Origin of the sequence: Runella limosa DSM 17973, from assembly GCF_000482465.1 — a bacterium.
GTDB lineage: Bacteria > Bacteroidota > Bacteroidia > Cytophagales > Spirosomataceae > Runella > Runella limosa.
The window spans coordinates 163,471-183,021 of the sequence record NZ_KI519427.1; the positions used below are offsets into that span (position 1 = coordinate 163,471).

The following is a 19,551-nucleotide window of genomic DNA, read 5'->3' on the forward strand; positions in this document are numbered from 1 at the left end:
ATCAGATAACTCAGTTAGGAAATTACTTGCTTCTTCTTGAAGTAATGACAAAGTTCTTTTTCACCTTTTGTACATCCTTATGAAATCCATCTTTTCCTCCGCACGCTTGGTTGCTTACCTATTGTTGATTCCAGTGGTTGCCCACTTCTCTTTTACCGCGCCAACGGCTAAAGAAAAAGAAGATTGGATTAATCTTTTTAACGGTAAAAATATTAAAAATTGGACGGTAAAAATCCACCACCACGAAACAGGCGACAACTTTGGCGATACCTTTCGGGTAGAAGATGGAATCATCAAAGTGCGCTACGACAAGTACGATAAATTCAACGAACGTTATGGGCATTTGTACTTCAATACGCCTTATTCGTATTATCATTTGTCGATGGAGTATCGTTTTACGGGCATTTGGCGCGAAGACGCTCCCGATTATACGAAGCTCAACAGCGGGATAATGTTTCATTCACAAGATCCTAAAACCATGCCCAAAGAGCAAGATTGGCCGATTTCGGTGGAAATGCAGTTTTTGGCTGGCCTCGGCGACGGGAAACCGCGTCCCACGGGCAACATGTGTTCGCCTGGCACGGACGTTATTTTTAAAGGGGTAAAAGACCCACGCCACTGTATCAACTCCACCTCCAAAACGTACCCAAAAGAAGAATGGGTAAAAGCCGATTTGATTGTGTTGGGCGATTCGTTGGTACAACATTTTATCAACGGCGAAAAAGTGCTGGAATACGAAAAACCGCAGATAGGCGGAGGAGTAGCCAACCGTTTTGACCCCGCCCAAAAAATTGACGGAAAACTGCTCAAAGAAGGCTTCATTGCCCTACAAAGCGAAGGACAAGAAATTGATTTTAGGAACATCAAACTGCTCAATTTGGAAGGTTGCAAAGACCCAAAATCAAAAGCATTTCGCAGCTATTTTGTCAAAAATAACCCTGCAAAATGCCGTTAATTCCCTTTTCGTATGAAGCGCCTTTGTATTTTCTTTGGCTTAATGAGTCTTTCTTGGGTGGTGTTGGCGCAACAGTCGCCCAACCCAGGATTGCTGTATAGGTATATTTCAATCACCCAAGGAGGCAGCAATCCCGACGCAAATCGGGTGGAATTGCGCTCCGATATAGATACCAGTTGGGCACGGTGGAAAGAGCGTGGGTATAGCTTTGGCTTCAACCCTTCCCTGACTCCCATGTACACCACCGTGAACGGCATTCTTTCCACGCCCTACATGATTCAAGTGCGTGGAAATGCCGAAGAACGAAACAAAAAACGCTGGGGCTATCATGTCTTTGAGGGTTATGCGAAAGATGATAAGTCGCGGATAACGATGCTGGTCAATAAGCACATCGAGGAAGAACGCCCTGTGGCGGAGTTGTATTACTACGGAACGGCCTACAATCATTCCGAACAAGCTTACAATTGGTTTAAAATTGGCTCGGATGTTCGGCAACATTCGTTCCTGTTTGGCCGCGATAAAGCCATTTTTTACGGTTCTCTTCGCCTGACCAACGCATTTACCCTAGGCAATATCGGCAAAGAAGATATACTGACGGAGAAACCACAGGGTGACGACGAAAACGTGTATCAGGCGGATGCTAAATACGTAAATTTCAAAGAGTTGAAAGGCAGTGGCGATGGCACAATGTTTTATGACAAAGACAACAAAATTGTAGTAATAAAAATCGACGGCAAATGGATGCAACTCAAAGTGGAGCCTTTGCCCTCGGGAGTCGAGTACAAGTTTTAGTGTTAAGATAGAAAGCTAAAATTCCTTAATTTACCCCATACTAACCTTTATGAAATTGCTCGTTTCTTTCTTTGTGTGTTACCTGCTCGTGTTTACAGGGTGGGCGCAGCGCTTGCAGCGCTACCAACACGAAACCTTTGCCCAAATCGACTCCGTCATCAATGTTGGCTACGGCGAGGCGCTTAACATCAAGGGTGAAAAAGAAAAACTGCTGCTGGACGTCTATAGCCCGCACGGTGATACGCTGCGCAAACGCCCGCTCGTGGTGTTTGTACACGGAGGAGGTTTTACGGGAGGAGACAAAAAAGTAGGCTATCCGTTGCTGTTTAGCTACGGACTCGCACGGCGCGGGTACGTGTGTGGTTCCATCAATTATCGTTTGGGCGTAGAAGAACCCAAAAGCGAAAAAAGCTACTTTGAAGCCATGTACCGAGCCGTGCAAGATACCAAAGCAGCCATTCGTTTTTTTAGAAAAAATGCGGCACAGTATGGAATCGATACCACTCAAATCTACCTCATGGGCGGTTCGGCGGGGGCAATGACCGCCCTGCACGCGGCGTATTTGGATGAGAAAGAAGTACCTGCCTACGTTAACACCGAACGTTGGGGAATGTTGGAAGGCAACAGCGGCAATGCAGGCTATTCTTCAAAAGTAAAAGCCATCATCAATTGCTGGGGGGCGATGATTGATTACCGCTGGATTCAAAAAGGCGACATTCCAAATTTCAACGTTCACGGTGTGGCCGATAAACTCGTACCGAGCGATTCTTCTTTGTCGTACAATGGCTTCAAGTACGGGAGCCAAGTCGTTTTTGAGCATTCGTTGGCGTTGGGGATTCCGACGGGTATTCGTCTCTACGAAAACACAGGCCATACCCTCGATAACGATAAAACCAAACAAACCCAAGCGCTAGAAGAAGCGGGGTATTGGTTGGCTTCTCAGCTCAAAGGAAAATTGAACGTCACGCGTTTTGAGAAAGAAATCTTAGCGTTTGAAGAAGCCGACAAAACCGAAGCCTACAGCAAAAATGCCATTTTGGTAACGGGCAGTTCGTTTGTCCGTTTGTGGAAAAATATCAAGCAAGACCTTGCCCCGCACGAAATCATTCACCGTGGCTTTGGAGGCTCGACCGTGGCCGAAATGGCCTACTATATCCCTCAGATTTTGGGCAAACATCAACCCAAAGCCGTGGTAATCTACACGGGGAGCAACGACATCGCCGACTCACCGCTCGACAAAACACCCTTGCAAATCCTCGAAACCTACAAAGTGGTAGTCAAAAACATACGGGCGAAGCTACCCAACGCCGCGATTTACTGGATTGCCATTTCGCCCAACGAACGCCGCTGGGCGGTGCAAGACAAAATCTTGGAAGCCAATGCCTTGTTTAAAAAATATTGCGAATCGACCCCAAATCTGCACTACATCGAAACCATGCCGCAGTTGTTGGGGAAAGATGGCAAATACCAACCCGAATTGTACATTGGCGACAAGCTTCATTTCAACGAGAAAGGGTACGAGATTTGGAAAAACGTGATTGGGGGCGTACTAAATCGTGATTTTGGCAAAAAGTAATGAATGACTTTAACACCGCTTGGCGAAAAACGGCCTCCACGATTTACCAAAAGCCCAACGACTCGAAAATTTTTGGTTCGGTAGAAGTGGATATTACTGACTTAGAAAAATACATTCAGCAGCGGCGCAAAGCAGGCGTTAAGATAACGCTTACGCATTTTTTTCTGTTGGCAACCGCCCGCGCCCTTCGCGATGAAGTACCCGAATTTAACACCTACGTCAAGCGCGGGACCATCGTACCTTTTCCGAGCATCGACGCCACGGTAAGTGTGTTGATGGCCAACGGGGAAATGGGTTCGGTAAAAATGCAACACATTGATAATTACACCTTAACGACCTTGGCCGACGCCCTGCGCCAAGCCATCCAAAACGCCCAAAAAGGCGATGAAAAGTCTAAAAAACAGAAAGAAACCCTTGCGCACATTCCTTGGCCCTTCCGTGACTACGTGTATCGCCTCATTCGGTACTTGACGGTGCGGCTGGGGCTAACGATTCCGTGGCTAGGCATCTCGGCCAACAGTTTTGGGGCGTTTTTTTTGTCCAATATCGGCAGCATTGGCCTTGACATGGGCTACCCCGCCCTGTTTCCCTCGGCCAATGTCTCGTTTGTGTTGATTTTGGGGGGCGTTTCCCAAAAACCGTGGGTCGTAGGGGGGCAAGTCGTACCGCGCACGATACTTTCGTTGGGGGCAGCCCTCGACCACCGCGTGGTGGACGCCTCGCACGGCGGAAAACTATTCAAATACCTCAAAAAAGTCATCGCCCAACCTCACCTCCTCGAAACCTAACCACCTCAACAAACCCTTTGTCACCTCGACAATGAATTTGTCACCTCGGCAAACCCTTTGTCACCTCGACGAAGGAGAGGTCTACCACCAAACAGCACAACGCGCTACGCATTTAGCCAAGCCAAAAACCTTTTGAGTGCTATAAAGCACAAGCAGGCACGCTCACACCATCAAACGTGCAAAGGGTTGCTCACAACCCGCCCAACCGCAGCTTTTGTCACCTCGACGAAGGCTTTTGTCACCTCGACGAAGGCTTTGTCACTTCGACGAAGGAGAAGCCTACCTCCACTTTAAAAAAAATCAGAAATTAGGCAGTTAGTTTTGAAATCAACTAATCTTTGGTATATATTTACAAAACAGCATACCCATCTAGGTTAAACGCATAAAAAAAAGAAGCCTCAGCGAGGCTAAATCTTAGTAGAAAAAAAGGTAAAGGCCATTTCCCCCTTCATTGTCTTCTAATTAGTTTTGAACTGAACACTATGCTTGGCATCGTTTTGGCTGTGAAGTGGGCGAATTTTTGGGGTTTCTGAAGGAATGATGAACGTTTACAATACAGAAAGTATGACATCTAAAGTACAATAAAATATTAGTATATTTAAAATAAATATGGGTGTTACTGTAAAACTTTCGCATATTTAGGAGTTACTATGCAATTGGACTGGTTGGAAGGCGTTTTAGGCCACCTTTCTACCAGTCCAACTTCATGTAACAGCGGTTTTGCACAATTACCCTTGCCGCAGGCGCAACACAAGGGTAACTGCGCAAAGCCGCCTCACGTTATGTGCCATTTTAAACGACACCCTACAAACATAGACCTTACAATTTAATGAATATACTTTATAACAATTCTATTTGCAATTCTTCAATACTTGGGTTTTATCCAAAATTCACGAAAGACCAAGAGCAACAGATTTTAGCAACTTTCTTTGAACAATTGATTTTGTTTGACAACATTGTTATTAGTACGGACAAAGACAATTTCTCTCTAATATTCTTAATTTCAAAGCTAGGGTTAGAAACAGTAGAAAGACTTATAAGAAGTGGCTATATAAAATTTAGTATAAAATCAGCAATAATTGTAACTGGAACTGGACGACGAAGAGAAGATGGAAGCATAGATGAAAGTGTAATTTATTCTCAACCACCAATAGTTGGTGGAGTTCTTGGAGATGAAGAACTTAAACCTGAAAGAAATATCTTAAAGGCATTAAGTCGATTTGACATTGACAAAAAAACAAGAAATAAATTAATAGATAAAATCGCTCCTTCATATCTATCAACTGACAATATGAAAATTGGTGTAGACACTACAGATTTTATTCTAAATTCATACGAGAATAATCATTTAGAGCAACTTGGTTTACCATTTACAAAAGACCCTAATGACTTAAATCTTGAGGAGCGAGGTAGGCTATTGGATTTAGCTAACTCAATTTTAGAGGCTGGTATTATAGCCAAAAACGGATTTAAGAGTTACAATAATTATGGAGAATTTGAAATTGCCGAGAAAAGTTTTGAAAACATAGGCAAAGCATATAACATAAGTACTAATGTTTCAGAAATATTAAAAATCGAAAATACACCAGATTTAAGGCAGATTTATTTAAATAACCAATTTGAAGTTGAAGATATTTTTAAACTTAGACACTTAAAAACAGCCAAATACTTTAGAAAATGGATAAATGAAGTTGGAGAAAATGCCAATTCTGCTGAAGTTACAGAAGCCTATTTAGCTGAAATAAAAGAAGCTAAAAGTTTTTTTAATACGACAAAGGGGAAAATCATAAAGAATACATTAATGTATGGTGCAACTTCTGGCTTAGGTTTATTAATTGCTGGACAAATTGGAGCTTTAGTCGGTGGAGTTATTAAGCCAATTGTAGAACCAGCTGTTGATTACGGTTTAGGATTAATAGAAGAATTTACAGTTGACGGACTTTTTGCTGGGAAGACCCCTAAAATCTATATTGATAAATTTAAAGACGAATTAAAACAAAACGGCACATAACAAGATTGAGCATTTGGAATTCTATTATACATTTGTGCTAAATTGAACATTTGTACTTCTAATTCCCCCACTTCGGCAAGCCACAAAACGCTATATGTAAGGCGACACAACATTATAAACTATGGACTTTCAACAAGATTTCGGCACGGTTGACATTATTCTTAACTCTGACTTTGAAACAAGAGGCGTTGACGCTTTTGCTTTATCTTTGATAAAAGCAGAAAAACAAGCAAGACGAATTTTTACATTCTTAATTTTTCAGAATCCAGCGTTTTCGATTTTCGATTATTCTGAACTTCGTTCAACACTTGCGACAAATAAAAACTTATATTTTGACGGTTTTATCAAAGGTATTGACCTAATATTACCACGACAGCTTAAACAAGTATATGGTGCTGACTATGACAAAGATATTAGAGACTTGATTTTGTTTACAAAGGACAGAAATAAAATATTCCACGGACAAGTAACATTAGGTGGACTTTCAAGAAATGACTTAATTGACAGAGTTACTCATATCAAGAAATGGTGTAAACATTTAGGCGAAACAATAAAAGCAGAAATTGGGTATGATGGATTTAGCGACTCTTACAAAAAATCTCAAACCGAGTTAAAATTGAATAACTTGAATAAATTTGACACAATTGCAAAATACGAACAGTTTTTAAAGAAAGAAATGCAGCGATAGATAACCAGCCCAGCATATAACGTGGTTTTTTTTGCAAGGCTGGCTTGACGTACAAAACTCATCTTAGTATTTCAATTTAGCTTTGCACTAAGGTTAGCCTGACGTTTCCTGATTGCCAGCCCTGCACAAAAGCCTAATCCGTTAGCGGTCAGTTTAGGGGGACTTTGCTACAACAAGACAACAGACGATAGAATTTAAACTAAATAAAAAACTATGTATTGTATACAATGCGGGGCAAAAATCCCAGATAACTCAAAATTTTGTTCACATTGTGGACACAAGCAAACAGAAGGAGAACCTTCACTAAAAGAAAAACTTGCTGACGTAATTATTGAAAAAGAGATTACAAGACAAGTTATTGAAGCTCATAAATCTTCAATTGAATATCAATTTATAAAAAAAGCTATAGGATGGTATTTAGCTTGGGTGTTTTTGCATTTAGGTTTACTCTTAACTACGGCAGACAGCATTTTAGGAAAAGGTACTTATTTATGGAAAGACAATGATAACTTTTGGCCAATTTCTAAAAGGAGCGTTGTTCAAAATTATGACATTAGAGAATTTTTGGTTTATACAATTTTTCCATTAGCAATATTATTTATTAGGAATATGCTAAGAACACAAAAAAAATCAGAAAATAGCGAAACAAAATCTGAATAATAAAAAATAAGAAATACAATTAAAAAAAATGTATTTCTCAGTAGGTGAAGATAATAAAACACCAGACTTGATTTTTAAATATTAAAACTAAAAACTTTAAATTGGTATGTTTCCTACCACCAAGACTTGACAATTTCGGTTGACAAAAAAGTAGAACTTGAAAACTTTGGACCTTGGACGACAAAGCAAAGCCAATTTGCGGTTGAACCACCATTGGACATAATGGAAAATATTTACACAATCCGAATTCATCTTGACGATACAGAAGAAAATAATGGAGCGTTAAGAGTAATTCCTAAATCTCATTTAAAGAAAATTTACAGACCTGAGACAATTGACTGGACGATAGAAACAGAAACGACTTGTAATGTAAGTAAAGGTGGAGTTATGATTATGAAACCTTTAATTTTACATAGTTCAAGTCGGACAACAAATAACAAGAAAAGACGAGTAATACATATTGAATTTTCAAACCAAGAACTACCAACCGAACTAAAATGGGCAGAACGACTGAACTGAAAATAGAAAACCGACAGAATAACATCGGTTTGGCAATATGGCGGCTGAAGTGCTTCTATGAAATAGTTGTGCAAGGTTCAAGGGCAGTAATTCTATGGAACTTTTGTGCTAAAAATCCGCCACACCGCTAAGCGCAGAACCATTAGCTGTCATTGCAAATGCCTCGCGTCAGTTCAATTAATATCAATTAAGCTGTAAGACGACTAAATCTGAAATTAAAGTTTTTATGCAAGACTATCATATAACAACTGTGAAGCCATTTCTGACAGTAAACAATGGGGAAAAAGCTGTCGAATTTTATATTTCTGCTTTTGGAGCCATTGAAAAAAAAAGGTTTGAAATGCCTGACAAAAAGCTGTCATCTATAATCGAAATTGACAAAGCGGAGTTTTATGTTGGCGACGAGGAGCCTAATAATGGAAATTTAAGCCCAGACGAGAATTCGAGTAGTCCAGTTAGGATAATTTTGCAAACTAAAAATGCTGACGAATTATTCGAGAGGGCGCTAAGGCTAGGGGCCACACAAATTTGTCCAATGACAACTGAAGATGATTGGAGAATAGGAAAGCTAAAAGACCCTTTTGGACATATTTGGGAAATTGGTTGCCCCTTGTAAGCAATGACATAAATTTGACTTATCCGTTGTTGCGCCTCTACCGAGGCTACTTTGAATTACCCTAGAACTTTTGCTCAACCTATTTGGTGAAAAGGCACGACAGACAAATAAAGTTTGAGGTTGGGTTAATAGCCTACCAACGCATCCGAAAACCAACTCCGTGGATACCTTCGATTTTGATGGTAGGGTCATCGCACAGATATTTACGCAAACGCGACATAAATACATCTAAGCTACGTCCCATAAAATAGTCATCGTCACCCCAAATGGCTTTGAGCAGGTCTTCCCTTTTGATGACTTCGTTGGGGCGGCTAGAAAGGTACCGCAACACTTCGGCTTCGCGGTAGGTGAGGGTATGGTGTTTGTCGGCCAGTTGGAGGGAGAGTTTATCAAAGTCAAAAACGTACTTGCCCACATACATCTGGGATTTTTCCACTTTTTCGGTTTTTACTTCCGTTCGTTGGCTTCGGCGCAAAAAAATCTCAATTTTGAGCATCAACTCCTCCATGCTAAATGGCTTGGTGAGGTAATCATCGCCGCCAATGCGCAGACCGTGTAATTTGTCTTCCTGCAATGCCCTTGCCGTCAAAAACAGGATAGGAACATGTTTGTCTTGTTCTCTAATTTTTTTTGCCAACGTAAACCCGTCCATCAAAGGAAGCATCACGTCCAACACGCACATATCGAACGGTTGCTGCTCCGAAAAAGTCTCCAGCGCTTCTTGTCCATCCACGCAATGAACGATTTCATAATGATTTAATTCGAGGTTATCTTTTGTGACAAAACCAAGATTCGGGTCGTCTTCCACGTATAAAATGCGGGGCATATTTTTACTTTTTTGTCGTTGGTAGGGGTTATTTAGTACGTATTGGTTAGCAGCAAGATTCTTGGCGTACGTTTTGGTTGTGAGCAACCAAAACCACTTGTGTGTGCTTGGTTGCTCACAACCAAACGCGAGGTTTCTCAAAACCTCGTGATGGCAACTTTATCGGATGAACTTTTTTTAACCTTTCTTCAAAGGAATTTTTATCTTAAACTCACTTCCTTTTCCAAGCTCGCTTTTCAAATCAAGTTTCCATCGGTGCGCTTTCACAATTTGTTGGACATAACTCAGCCCAATGCCAAAGCCTTTCACGTTGTGAATATTTCCCGTTGAAACCCGATAAAATTTATCAAAAACCTTTCGATGATGTTCGGGCGCAATTCCGATGCCATTGTCGCGTACAATAATGATCAAATTGCCATTTTGAGTCACGGTTTCCAGGTGAATATCAGGGTTTTGCGGCGTATATTTAAACGCATTATCAATCAAATTACTGATGGCATTTGACAAATGCAGGCGGTCGGCGTGAATATACGGTTCCGAAGCATTGAGGTGGAGCGTCAGGTTAATTTCGTATTTATTGGCCAACGATGAAATAATTTGGTGAACATCGAGCCATTCAATTGTTAATGGAAGGGAGTTTTTTTCAGCTTTGGCCATGTTCAACACCGTTTCTACTTGGTTTTGCAGGCGTAAGGCTTCCTCTTTCACGATGGACGTATATTTTTTCAAACGCTCAGGTTGGTCTTTGATTGCGGGCGTATTCAACACGTCGGCGGCAATACGAATGGTGGCGATGGGCGTTTGCAGTTCGTGCGTCATGTTATTAATAAAATCGCGTTGCACTTCAGTCAGTTGACGTTGGCGCAAAATCACGAACAGGGCATACCCAAAAAAGCTTACCGCCAATAATACTAACAGCGAAGAGCCAATCCAACCCCTCAAATCGCTAATGACCGAAATGTTTTGAGAAGGAAAACGTACGCCAAAATAGTAAGGGTATTTGTTCGATTTCAGCCAATTGGCCGTTTGGGTGGGTTTTTTGTTATCGTTACGCGTGCTCAAGGCCACACCATAAAACATTTTGTTGCTGGCACAATCATAAATTCCCACTTCAAAGTCGCTTACGATGGCGTTTTGTTGAAAGCGGTTTTTAAGGTAATGTTCCACCAAAGCGGGGTCCACCATGGCGTTGGTATTGACCAAAAAATAATTGGACGACAATTGCTCTACAGGGTTGTTGTGTAACATGACGCCGTTGAGTTTCGAGAGGTCATTGGCTACTTCCTGCAAAGCTACGTGGGCGCGTTGGTTAAACTGACGTTCGCGCATGTCTAATGCCTTACGCACCCAATATATCTGAGTGATGATCACTCCGATGATGGATAGAGTGGACAAAATGATTAGAAGGCGAATCGTGTTTCTGGACATGGTGCTTTCGCACGTTTTTAGGTTAAAAATGTACTAACTTCAATATTAGTAGAAAATCTCATACGAAAGTAACGCTTTCGTCAGATTCTTTTGAAGTTATTAACAAAGCATTAACAAACGTTCAGTTTTTGTTAACAGCGAGTACCAAATTGACCAAGTACTTTTGAATCGTCAAACGACAACACATTTATTCACTTAAAACAAAACGTACTACCATGAAAAAAGTAACTTTTCTCTCAGTTCTAACGATGTTCTTTGCTACTACCCTCGTTTTTGCCAATGTATGGTTGGCGGCTTTTGGTTGGGTAGAGACCAATCACAACTTTGGAAAAATCAAACAAGGTAAGCCTGTGACGGCCGAATTTAAGTTTACCAACAAAGGCGAAGCACCGTTGATTATCGGAAAAGCGTATGGTTCGTGTGGTTGCACAGGGGTAGAATATCCCAAAGAGCCCGTTATGCCAGGAGCTTCTGGAACCATCAAAGCGACCTTCAACGCTGCCGCTGCGGGTTCATTTAACAAAACTGTGACCGTAGAATCAAATGCTGAAGGTGGCGCCGTTACCCTCAACATCCAAGGAGAAGTTATTCAGTAATTTCTATCCTTACATCATTTTCAAACAGCCAGAAAACAGTCGGGCGAACCATTAGTGGTCCGCCCGATTTTTTATTCTACGTAATCCAAATTTTTGTGAAACGTTTCTTCCATAAAGTATAAAGAAATGTACCCAATCAAAAAGCAAAGCGCCGCTACCAACGCCCCCGCCGTTATGACACCTAGGCTAGATTTAAGCGTTTGAAACAGGGGTAAAGTTAATAAAGTAGTAGCTCGCACAAAATTAGCAACGGTTGAAGTTGCCGTTGCCCTAAGGTTGGTGCCAAAACTTTCGGCGGTTGCGGTCAAAAACATGGCAATGTAGCCAATCGAAAAGCCAAGTACGCCACAAAGTGCATAAAAAGAGCTGGCCGTTTGGATACCGCCGTACAGATACACAGTGATGCCAATGAGGGTCATGGTCGTCATTACGCCAATCGCTTTTTTGCGCGATTGGAGCCATTGACTTAATATGCCACTGAACATATCGCCAATGACCGTTCCAATAAACACGTACATGACGCATTTTCCTGCTACAATGTCGGGCTGAACTCCCAACGCCGCCCCAAATTCATTGCCGTAAGTGGCCATAATACCAATCACAAAATAGGTAGGTACACCCACGCCAATGCAGCGCATATATTTCCAAAAACGTGGGCTATCGGTGAAAAATGACAACATGCTCCCTCGCTTTGATGGTAATACTTTGGCTTTTTCAAACATTCCCGATTCCAATAATCCTACCCGCATCAACAACAAAACTAGCCCTAAGCCACCGCCCACAAAATAAGTAGTTCGCCAGTCGAATAGGTTATTGGTTAGAAATGCTACAACGGCTCCCAGTAGCCCTACACTTGCCACAATCGACGAACCGTAGCCGCGCAAACGTTGGGGTAAAATTTCGGCGACTAAGGTCAGCCCTGCACCCAGTTCTCCCGCCAACCCAACGCCTGCCACAAAACGTAACAGGGCATAGACATCGGGCGATTGTACAAAGCCGCACAGAATATTTGCGAAGGAATACATGATAATAGAGCCAAATAAAACGGATAAACGTCCACGTTTGTCGGCCAAAATTCCCCACAAAATTCCACCAACAAGTAGCCCTGCTTGCTGCCAATTGTAGATTTTTCCGCCCAAGAGCGACACCTCTTCGGGTGAAAGCCCCATGTCTTTGAGACTAGGTACGCGCACAATGTTAAATACCAATAAGTCATATACGTCCACAAAATAGCCCAAAGCGGCCACAATTACGGGTAAGCTGACAAGCGGGCGAAGCGAAACAGCTTCCGAAGTAGGAGTTTTCATAAAAGTTAGGTTCAAAAGGGTCGTCTGGAACGCAATTACGCAAAAAGGCGTTTTTTACGAAAGTTATTTATATCATTTTTGCCAAAACTAATAACAATAACGCCATGTTTGAAACCATCTTGATTGGGGTGCTTTTTATCGGTGCGGTAGGATACGTGGGAAATCAAATCCGTAAAGAACTCAGTCCCAAAAAGTCGGGATGTGGAAAGGGCTGCGGCTGCGAGAAGTAGGTAGAAAGTTGGGGATAACTGTGCAAAGCTGAGAGTTTTTTCGCAAGTTTGCGCCACAAACGAAGGAACCAAGACCCCAAAAAATGACATCAATCGCCGTAATAGGTGGAGGCAGCTGGGCCACCGCTATTATTAAAATTCTTTCTGAAAACAACGTTTCGATTCGTTGGTGGCTTCGCGACCGTGCGGCCGTAGAACACATTCGAAAACATCATTATAATCCTGATTATCTGCGCGATGTCCGCCTTAGTCCGCGCAAGGTCAAGACGTTTACCAAAATAACCGATGTCCTCAACGGCGCCGATTACGTGATTTTGGCCATTCCTGCCGCTTTTGTCCAAGAACCTCTGGCGGCACTGACTCCCAAACATTTTGAAGGAAAACGAGTTGTTTCAGCCATCAAGGGGATGATTCCTCAACGTCATATTTTGGTAACTGATTGGGTAGAAGAGCATTTTCACGTTCCCATTGATCAAATGTGTGTCATTGCGGGGCCTTGTCATGCCGAAGAAGTGGCTTTAGAGAAACAATCATATTTGACCATTGCGTCAACCCACGAAGCTTGTGCGGCTGATTTTGCCCAGCTCATGAGTTGTTCCTTCGTGACGGCGAATCCACTCGCGGATTTGTACGGCGTAGAATATGCCGCTGTGATGAAAAATATCGTGGCATTGGCTTGTGGCATCAGTCATGGCTTAGGTTACGGCGATAATTTTCAGGCCGTTATGGTATCTAATGCCATGCAAGAAATCAAACGATTTGTCGATGCCGTTGACCCCCGCGAACGCGATTTGAGCGCATCGGCTTACTTGGGAGATTTACTCGTAACGGCGTATTCACAATTTAGCCGTAACCGTACCTTTGGCAACATGATTGGGCGCGGCTATAGTGTGCAATCTGCCCAAATGGAGATGAAAATGATTGCTGAAGGCTATTATGCGGTCAACAGCATTTACGAAATGAATAAACAATACGGCGTAGAAATGCCGATAACAGAAGCCACGTACAAGATTTTATACGAAAGAGAAGCTCCCGCCTCAGAAATAGCCAAGCTCAAACTCCGCCTCCGTTAGGTCAGACGACAGTCAGACCGACTGCGATTGCTAAGAGGCTATCAGGTAAACTTTTGGTCTGACTATCGTCTGACCAAGGTGACTCCGTCAGACGACAGTCAGACGGAAATTAGAAATTAAACCTCACGCCCAAACTTGCTTGAGGATGCACAAAGAATATTCCAGGGAGAATTTCGACGTATGCCCCTGCTTCTAGGAAACAAGATAAGGGGCTATTGGATACAAAATATTCGGTACCCGCCAATCCTGAGCCACCCAGTGAAATGGAGTTGGTAAATTCTTTCGTCCCTGGTGCATTTCGGGAGTCGAAATAATAACGGCGGGAGTTGATTTGTCCTCCAAAACCGTAATACGCTCTGAGTTGTTCTTTTTTGAACAAAGCTGTATGCCAAAGGTGATTTACGCGCAAAGAAAAGCCTGCATTTTGGTAAAAACCTTTACGGTATTTGCGGTCGCGACCGTAGAAAAGTCCATACGTTCCAAACGAAACATCCAACGCCTTGTTGTCGCCATAGTACTTTCGGAGGTTAAGTCCAGAGGGTTCAACTAGTTGAAATCCAATGGCCCAATTGTTGTACTGTGCTTGCGAGGCAAACGCAACGCATTGAACAAAGATGAGCGTAATAATGGCTTTTTTCATGGGTTTGAAGTTTTGTTGATATGCTCTATTTTTTGGATAATACTATCCATCATTTCGACTTGAATTTTCTGAATTTCAAGTAAATCTTGTTGCTGGTGCATAATCAGATGGTCAACTTTTTCGTGCAACAACCTGATTTCTAATTCAGACTTGAGGTTGATTAAAAAGTCTTTTTTTGCGCGCTCTCGGTCTTTTTCTTCCTGCCGATTTTGACTCATCATAATCACAGGAGCTTGTAAGGCGGCCAAACACGACAGCAGCAAGTTTAACAAAATAAATGGATACGGGTCAAATGGTTTGGATGCTAAAACCCATATATTTACACTTATCCATACAGTGATAAAAAAAGCAAATGAAAGAATAAATGTCCAACTTCCGCCAAACGTAGCTACTTTATCGGCAACACGTTGTCCCAGGGTCAAATCAGAAAAGTCAGTTTCTTCTACCGTTTTTGTCAGACTTTGCAACTTGTGTAACGACTTGGTAAAGTCTTTTTGCAACTTCGACAATTTTTGTCCATCCTTCATCAAACAACTCGAAATGTACTTTTGCCGCAATTCGTTCAGCTCGGCAATCGACAACGAACTATTTTTGGTAAAGTCGGGATGCTCAGAACGGATAAATTCGTACAGCGAACCTGTAATGTATCCTCCCACTACTTTGTCGGAAATGGGGAACGATTGTTTTGATACATCACTGACAAATTCTTCCATGGATTATTGTTCGCTTAGTTTTTTTAACGCTTCCAATAGTACATTATTTTCCTCGCTTGTTCCAACCGTTATGCGTAAGCAATCTTCGCAAAGGGTTACTTTCGAGCGGTCGCGGACGATAATTTTTTGTTCAATTAAATCATCAAAGAGCTGCTTGGCTTTCTCAAATTTTACCAATAAAAAATTGGCATCTGAGGGATAAATGTGCTTCACTGTAGGTATGACAACCAACTCCTGCGCTAACCTCTGTCTTTCAACCAAAATATCTTTCACTAGCTGATTTTTGGTTTCTACAAAATCAAGTGCTTCCAATAAAATCGCTTGAGTAGCCCCACTGAGGTTGTAAGGCGGTTTGATTTTATTCAACACCTTGATGATTTCTTCCGACGCAAAGCACATTCCTAGTCGCAACGAAGCCAAACCCCAGGCTTTAGAAAACGTTTGAAGTACGATAAGATTGGGGTAATTGTTCAATTCGTTGGTAAAAGAGACCGTCGAACTTCCCGAAAGTTCTAAACTTTCGGGAAGTTCGGCAAAATCAATATAAGCTTCATCCACCACGACCAATCCTGAAAAATGGGTTAGAATGGTCAAAATAGCCTCTCTTTTCACCAAATTTCCGCTGGGATTGTTGGGAGAGCAAATCCAAATAATTTTAGTATTTGGCGTAACGGCTGCCAACACTTTTTCGGTATCAATTTGGAAATCAGGCGTCAGAGGTACTTTAACAATGGGAACATCATTAATATCAGCGCTCACCTGATACATACCATAAGTAGGCGGCATGATGAGAATATTGTCTTCGCGCGGGGTACAAGTGGCGCGAACGAGCAAATCTATCGGTTCGTCAGAGCCATTTCCTAAGAATATTTGACTAGGACGAACCCCTTTGATAGAAGCAAGTTTTTCCTTAATAGCCCATTGGTAAGGATCAGGATAGCGGTTCCATTGCTGCCCGTTCACCGATTGATACGGGTTTTCGTTGGCATCCAAAAATATACCTTCTTTTCCCGTATATTCATCACGCGCTGAGGAATAAGGTACCAAATTCAAAATGTGTGGACGCAGAATCGAAGCTAAATCAAATGTCATTGTATTTAAAAAGCGGTTGCCCACTTAGTTGAAATTCGTAAATATGATATAACTGTGCATTACTTCAAACTACTCAATCGCAGACTCACTGCGCGTTTGTGCGCTTGAAGCGATTCGGCCTCGGCCATGGCTTCCACGGTTGGGCCAAGTTCTTTAAGCCCTTCGGGGGTAATGTGCTGAACCGTAATCTTTTTTACAAAACTATCTAGCGACACCCCGCTGTATGCCCGCGCGTGACCGTTGGTTGGCAAGGTATGGTTAGTACCCGACGCATAGTCTCCGCAAGATTCGGGCGTATAATTTCCTAAAAAAATCGAGCCAGCGTTATAAATCTGTTCGCTTACTGCTTCGGCGTTTTCCACGCTCAAAATCAAGTGTTCCGCCGCGTATTCGTTTAGAAGCTCAATGGCTTCTTCTTGGGTTTCTACCAAAATCGCCTTACTGTTTTCAATCGCTTGGCGAGCCAGTTCTTTGCGCGGTAGGGCTTCCAACTGCGTCGATAAAGTAAGGTTGACTGCGGCTAAAAACTTTTTGTCCGTCGATACCAACAACACTTGACTGTCGGCCCCGTGCTCGGCTTGCGACAATAAATCGGCAGCTACAAACGACGGCAAAGCTGTAGCATCGGCATATACTGCTACTTCCGACGGCCCTGCGGGCATGTCTATTGCAACGCCTTCTTTGGCCAATAACATTTTTGCCGCTGTCACGTATTGGTTACCAGGTCCAAAGATTTTATACACCTTTGGTACTGTCTCTGTTCCGTAGGCCATCGCCGCAATGGCTTGTGCACCACCTACGCGAAATATCTTTGTTACTCCCACCAGCTGGGCCGCGTACAAGATAGCAGGGTGGTCGCTTGGTGTACATAGAACGACCTCGCGGCAGCCCGCCAATTGGGCAGGTACGCCCAACATTAGTACCGTACTAAACAAGGGTGCCGACCCACCTGGAATATACAAACCGACCTTGTCAATGCCCACGCTTTTGCGCCAACAAGTAACGCCTGGCATCGTCTCGATTTTCTGCACGGGTTGGTGTTGCGCCTCGTGAAAAGTGCGGATGTTTTGGTACGCTTGCCGAATCGCCGCCTTCAACTCTTCCGAAAGTAGTGTCTCCGCCGCGTCGATGGTAGCTTGGGGCATGGCAATCTCCCCAAGTTTTATTTTATCAAACTGCAAAGTCAATGCTCGAATGGCAGCATCACCTTCGGTGCGGACTTTCTCCAAAATAGGCGCTACAGCTTTCTCAATATTGGCAATGCTTTGCGTTGGTCGTGCCAACAAAGCAGGCCAATCTGATTTTTTAGGAAAAGGAATAATTTGCATAGTGACAGATAACTCGTTTTGAAACTTGTTAGTAAATCATCTTTTCAATCGGAATAACCAAGATTCCCTCAGCGCCTGCTTCGCGGATTTTGACAATGTTAGTCCAAAAATCGTTTTCATTAATCACCGAATGCAACGACACCCATCCTTCCGTTTTCAAAGGAACGACCGTAGGGGCTTTCATACCTGGAAGCAAAGCCGCAATTTGGTCGATGGCTTCAACGGGACTATTAAGAACAATGTATTTGTTGCTTTGGGCTGCTTGGACGGCATTGATTCGGAACAAGAGGCTTTCCAAAATTACTTGTTTTTCGTTCGATAATTGCTGGCTTCCTATCAACACAGCCTCTGATTTGAAAATTACTTCTACTTCTTTCAAACCATTGCTCAACAGGGTGCTACCTGAGCTAACAATGTCACAAACAGCATCGGCCAAACCGATACTTGGCGCGATTTCGACCGAACCACTGATTTCGTGGATTTCAGCTTTTACGCCGTGTTCTTGGAGATAATTTCCTAAAATCCGTGGATAAGAAGTCGCAATACCGCGCCCTTGAAGGTCTTGAACACCGTTCCACTGCGTACTGCGCGGAATCGCCAACGAGAGGCGGCACTTTGAGAAGCCTAATTGGTGAACGACACGTACGTTTTTGCTCGACTCAACGAGTACGTTTTCGCCCACAATACCCAAGTCAGCTACGCCGTCTTCCACGTAACCTGGAATATCGTCGTCGCGAAGAAAAAGAAACTCCGCAGGGAAATTGGTCGAAAGAGACTTGAGTTTACCCGTCGAACCGCTTTCAAAACGGATACCACATTCTTTAAATAATTTAATGGAATCGTCGCTCAAACGTCCCGATTTTTGAATGGCAATACGTAACATGAATTGTTTGTGTTTAACAGTGGGTGTAGGTTCCATTTCGTCTTCAAGACAACCACGAGACCATTGAAAAATGTGAAAAACTTAAATAAAAAGGTTCTACGCTCGCCCGCAGGCGTGGAAGTGACGATGTCGAAAAAAGGCGTAGCTCTGTGTTTTCACGAAGAATTGTACAAATTGATGCCACAAATGTAGGACGGTCAGGCAGGATTGTCAAGGATTTGTACAAAAAAAGACAGTAGCAGTTTAAAAACACGCCATTTTGAGAAATTGTGCAAGAAATGTGGTGGGTTTGTTTTTTCGATTTATTTTTGGAAATAAATTGATACAAGTACTTTATCAGTCACTTTTTATAAAAACGATTACGATGAATATGAAGCTTTTTTTTCTCGTTGCGCTGCTATTTGTAAGTGTTAGTTCAATGGCGCAGTATGGATATGATGGCTACGGGCGAGGAGGCTATGGTGGCCGACTTCCTCAAACGCCGAATCCACCTCCAAAGGCGCTTACTTCGGACAAAATGGCCGAAGACCAAACCAAATGGATGAAGAAAAAACTGAAATTAAACGAAGACCAGGAGATTTCGGTCGAAACGGTAAATTTGGATTATTGTTTGCGTATGATGGACTATCAAGAGGCGTTTATGAAAACCCACGCTAATACCCGTCCTACACAGCAAGAGTTGCAAGATATTCGTAAATTGGTAGATACGTGGTGGACTGAACGCGAAGCCAAGTATCAAAAAATTCTGACTCCCGAGCAATGGGCGCTTTATTTGGAGAAGAAAAAATCAATGCCGCATTCAAATAACTAATCTGCTCAAACCTCCCGAA

At 42.6% G+C, this 19,551-nt stretch carries 21 protein-coding genes; 13 read left to right on the plus strand and 8 right to left on the minus strand.

Features of this window, described 5'->3' with window-relative positions; genetic code table 11:
• Window positions 1–79: 79 nt before the first annotated feature.
• The 9 genes from K339_RS0126895 (at window position 80) to K339_RS0126945 (ending at window position 8,605) form a co-directional block, all read left to right on the plus strand.
• Entirely contained in the window at window positions 80–955 is an 876-nt protein-coding gene (locus K339_RS0126895) for a 3-keto-disaccharide hydrolase (RefSeq protein WP_028526368.1), read from the plus strand.
• A gap of 12 nt (window positions 956–967) precedes the next feature.
• Window positions 968–1,747 carry a hypothetical protein gene (locus K339_RS0126900; RefSeq protein ID WP_028526369.1) on the plus strand — a complete coding sequence of 260 codons (780 nt, stop codon included), beginning with the start codon at window positions 968–970 and terminating at the stop codon, window positions 1,745–1,747.
• A gap of 49 nt (window positions 1,748–1,796) precedes the next feature.
• On the plus strand, window positions 1,797–3,323 hold the full coding sequence (locus K339_RS36270; RefSeq protein WP_051398282.1) for a DUF459 domain-containing protein: 1,527 nt from the start codon (window positions 1,797–1,799) through the stop codon (window positions 3,321–3,323).
• Window positions 3,323–4,111, plus strand: a complete 789-nt coding sequence (locus tag K339_RS0126915; RefSeq protein ID WP_028526370.1) for a 2-oxo acid dehydrogenase subunit E2 — start codon at window positions 3,323–3,325, stop codon at window positions 4,109–4,111. The genes K339_RS36270 and K339_RS0126915 overlap by 1 nt, the downstream gene beginning before the upstream one ends.
• Window positions 4,112–4,940: 829 nt before the next feature.
• On the plus strand, window positions 4,941–6,122 hold the full coding sequence (locus K339_RS0126925; protein ID WP_028526371.1) for a hypothetical protein: 1,182 nt from the start codon (window positions 4,941–4,943) through the stop codon (window positions 6,120–6,122).
• Between the two features lie 121 nt (window positions 6,123–6,243).
• The gene (locus tag K339_RS0126930; RefSeq protein WP_028526372.1) at window positions 6,244–6,810 is read left to right on the plus strand and encodes a hypothetical protein; all 567 of its coding nucleotides are present in this window, start codon (window positions 6,244–6,246) and stop codon (window positions 6,808–6,810) included.
• 213 nt (window positions 6,811–7,023) lie between these two features.
• On the plus strand, window positions 7,024–7,470 hold the full coding sequence (locus K339_RS0126935; RefSeq protein ID WP_028526373.1) for a zinc ribbon domain-containing protein: 447 nt from the start codon (window positions 7,024–7,026) through the stop codon (window positions 7,468–7,470).
• 78 nt (window positions 7,471–7,548) lie between these two features.
• A complete protein-coding gene (locus K339_RS34990) occupies window positions 7,549–7,989 on the plus strand; it encodes a phytanoyl-CoA dioxygenase family protein (RefSeq protein WP_084332327.1) in 441 nt (146 codons plus the stop codon).
• Window positions 7,990–8,215: 226 nt separating this feature from the next.
• Complete coding sequence (locus tag K339_RS0126945) at window positions 8,216–8,605, plus strand: VOC family protein (protein ID WP_028526374.1); 390 nt, start codon at window positions 8,216–8,218, stop codon at window positions 8,603–8,605.
• A gap of 133 nt (window positions 8,606–8,738) precedes the next feature.
• Here the strand turns inward: K339_RS0126945 and K339_RS0126950 are convergent, their stop codons facing one another.
• The gene (locus K339_RS0126950; protein ID WP_028526375.1) at window positions 8,739–9,431 is read right to left on the minus strand and encodes a response regulator transcription factor; all 693 of its coding nucleotides are present in this window, start codon (window positions 9,429–9,431) and stop codon (window positions 8,739–8,741) included.
• Between the two features lie 177 nt (window positions 9,432–9,608).
• Window positions 9,609–10,859 (minus strand): sensor histidine kinase, encoded by a 1,251-nt coding sequence (locus K339_RS0126955; protein WP_028526376.1) that lies wholly within the window; start codon window positions 10,857–10,859, stop codon window positions 9,609–9,611.
• A 215-nt stretch (window positions 10,860–11,074) separates the two neighbouring features.
• Here K339_RS0126955 and K339_RS0126960 point away from each other — a divergent pair, with 215 nt between their 5' ends.
• Window positions 11,075–11,455 (plus strand): DUF1573 domain-containing protein, encoded by a 381-nt coding sequence (locus K339_RS0126960; protein ID WP_028526377.1) that lies wholly within the window; start codon window positions 11,075–11,077, stop codon window positions 11,453–11,455.
• Window positions 11,456–11,526: 71 nt separating this feature from the next.
• Here the strand turns inward: K339_RS0126960 and K339_RS0126965 are convergent, their stop codons facing one another.
• A complete protein-coding gene (locus tag K339_RS0126965) occupies window positions 11,527–12,762 on the minus strand; it encodes an MFS transporter (RefSeq protein ID WP_028526378.1) in 1,236 nt (411 codons plus the stop codon).
• Between the two features lie 104 nt (window positions 12,763–12,866).
• On the opposite strand from K339_RS0126965, the gene K339_RS36795 reads away from it, so the two are divergent.
• Both K339_RS36795 and K339_RS0126975 read left to right on the plus strand, forming a co-directional pair.
• A complete protein-coding gene (locus tag K339_RS36795) occupies window positions 12,867–12,992 on the plus strand; it encodes a FeoB-associated Cys-rich membrane protein (RefSeq protein WP_084332328.1) in 126 nt (41 codons plus the stop codon).
• An 83-nt stretch (window positions 12,993–13,075) separates the two neighbouring features.
• Complete coding sequence (locus tag K339_RS0126975) at window positions 13,076–14,065, plus strand: NAD(P)H-dependent glycerol-3-phosphate dehydrogenase (RefSeq protein WP_028526380.1); 990 nt, start codon at window positions 13,076–13,078, stop codon at window positions 14,063–14,065.
• 109 nt (window positions 14,066–14,174) lie between these two features.
• Here the strand turns inward: K339_RS0126975 and K339_RS0126980 are convergent, their stop codons facing one another.
• From K339_RS0126980 to hisG, 5 genes are read right to left on the minus strand one after another with little or no spacing between them, the layout of a single operon-like run.
• On the minus strand, window positions 14,175–14,705 hold the full coding sequence (locus K339_RS0126980) for a hypothetical protein (protein ID WP_028526381.1): 531 nt from the start codon (window positions 14,703–14,705) through the stop codon (window positions 14,175–14,177).
• A complete protein-coding gene (locus K339_RS0126985) occupies window positions 14,702–15,418 on the minus strand; it encodes a DUF1003 domain-containing protein (protein WP_028526382.1) in 717 nt (238 codons plus the stop codon). The genes K339_RS0126980 and K339_RS0126985 overlap by 4 nt, the downstream gene beginning before the upstream one ends.
• A gap of 3 nt (window positions 15,419–15,421) precedes the next feature.
• Window positions 15,422–16,510, minus strand: coding sequence for a histidinol-phosphate transaminase (gene hisC / locus K339_RS0126990; protein WP_028526383.1), 1,089 nt, complete (start codon window positions 16,508–16,510; stop codon window positions 15,422–15,424).
• A gap of 59 nt (window positions 16,511–16,569) precedes the next feature.
• Window positions 16,570–17,838 (minus strand): histidinol dehydrogenase, encoded by a 1,269-nt coding sequence (gene hisD / locus K339_RS0126995; RefSeq protein ID WP_028526384.1) that lies wholly within the window; start codon window positions 17,836–17,838, stop codon window positions 16,570–16,572.
• Between the two features lie 28 nt (window positions 17,839–17,866).
• Entirely contained in the window at window positions 17,867–18,721 is an 855-nt protein-coding gene (gene hisG, locus K339_RS0127000; protein ID WP_028526385.1) for an ATP phosphoribosyltransferase, read from the minus strand.
• A gap of 370 nt (window positions 18,722–19,091) precedes the next feature.
• Between hisG and K339_RS0127010 the strand changes: the two genes are divergently transcribed.
• A complete protein-coding gene (locus K339_RS0127010) occupies window positions 19,092–19,532 on the plus strand; it encodes a DUF4890 domain-containing protein (RefSeq protein WP_157607758.1) in 441 nt (146 codons plus the stop codon).
• The last annotated feature ends 19 nt before the right edge of the window (window positions 19,533–19,551 follow it).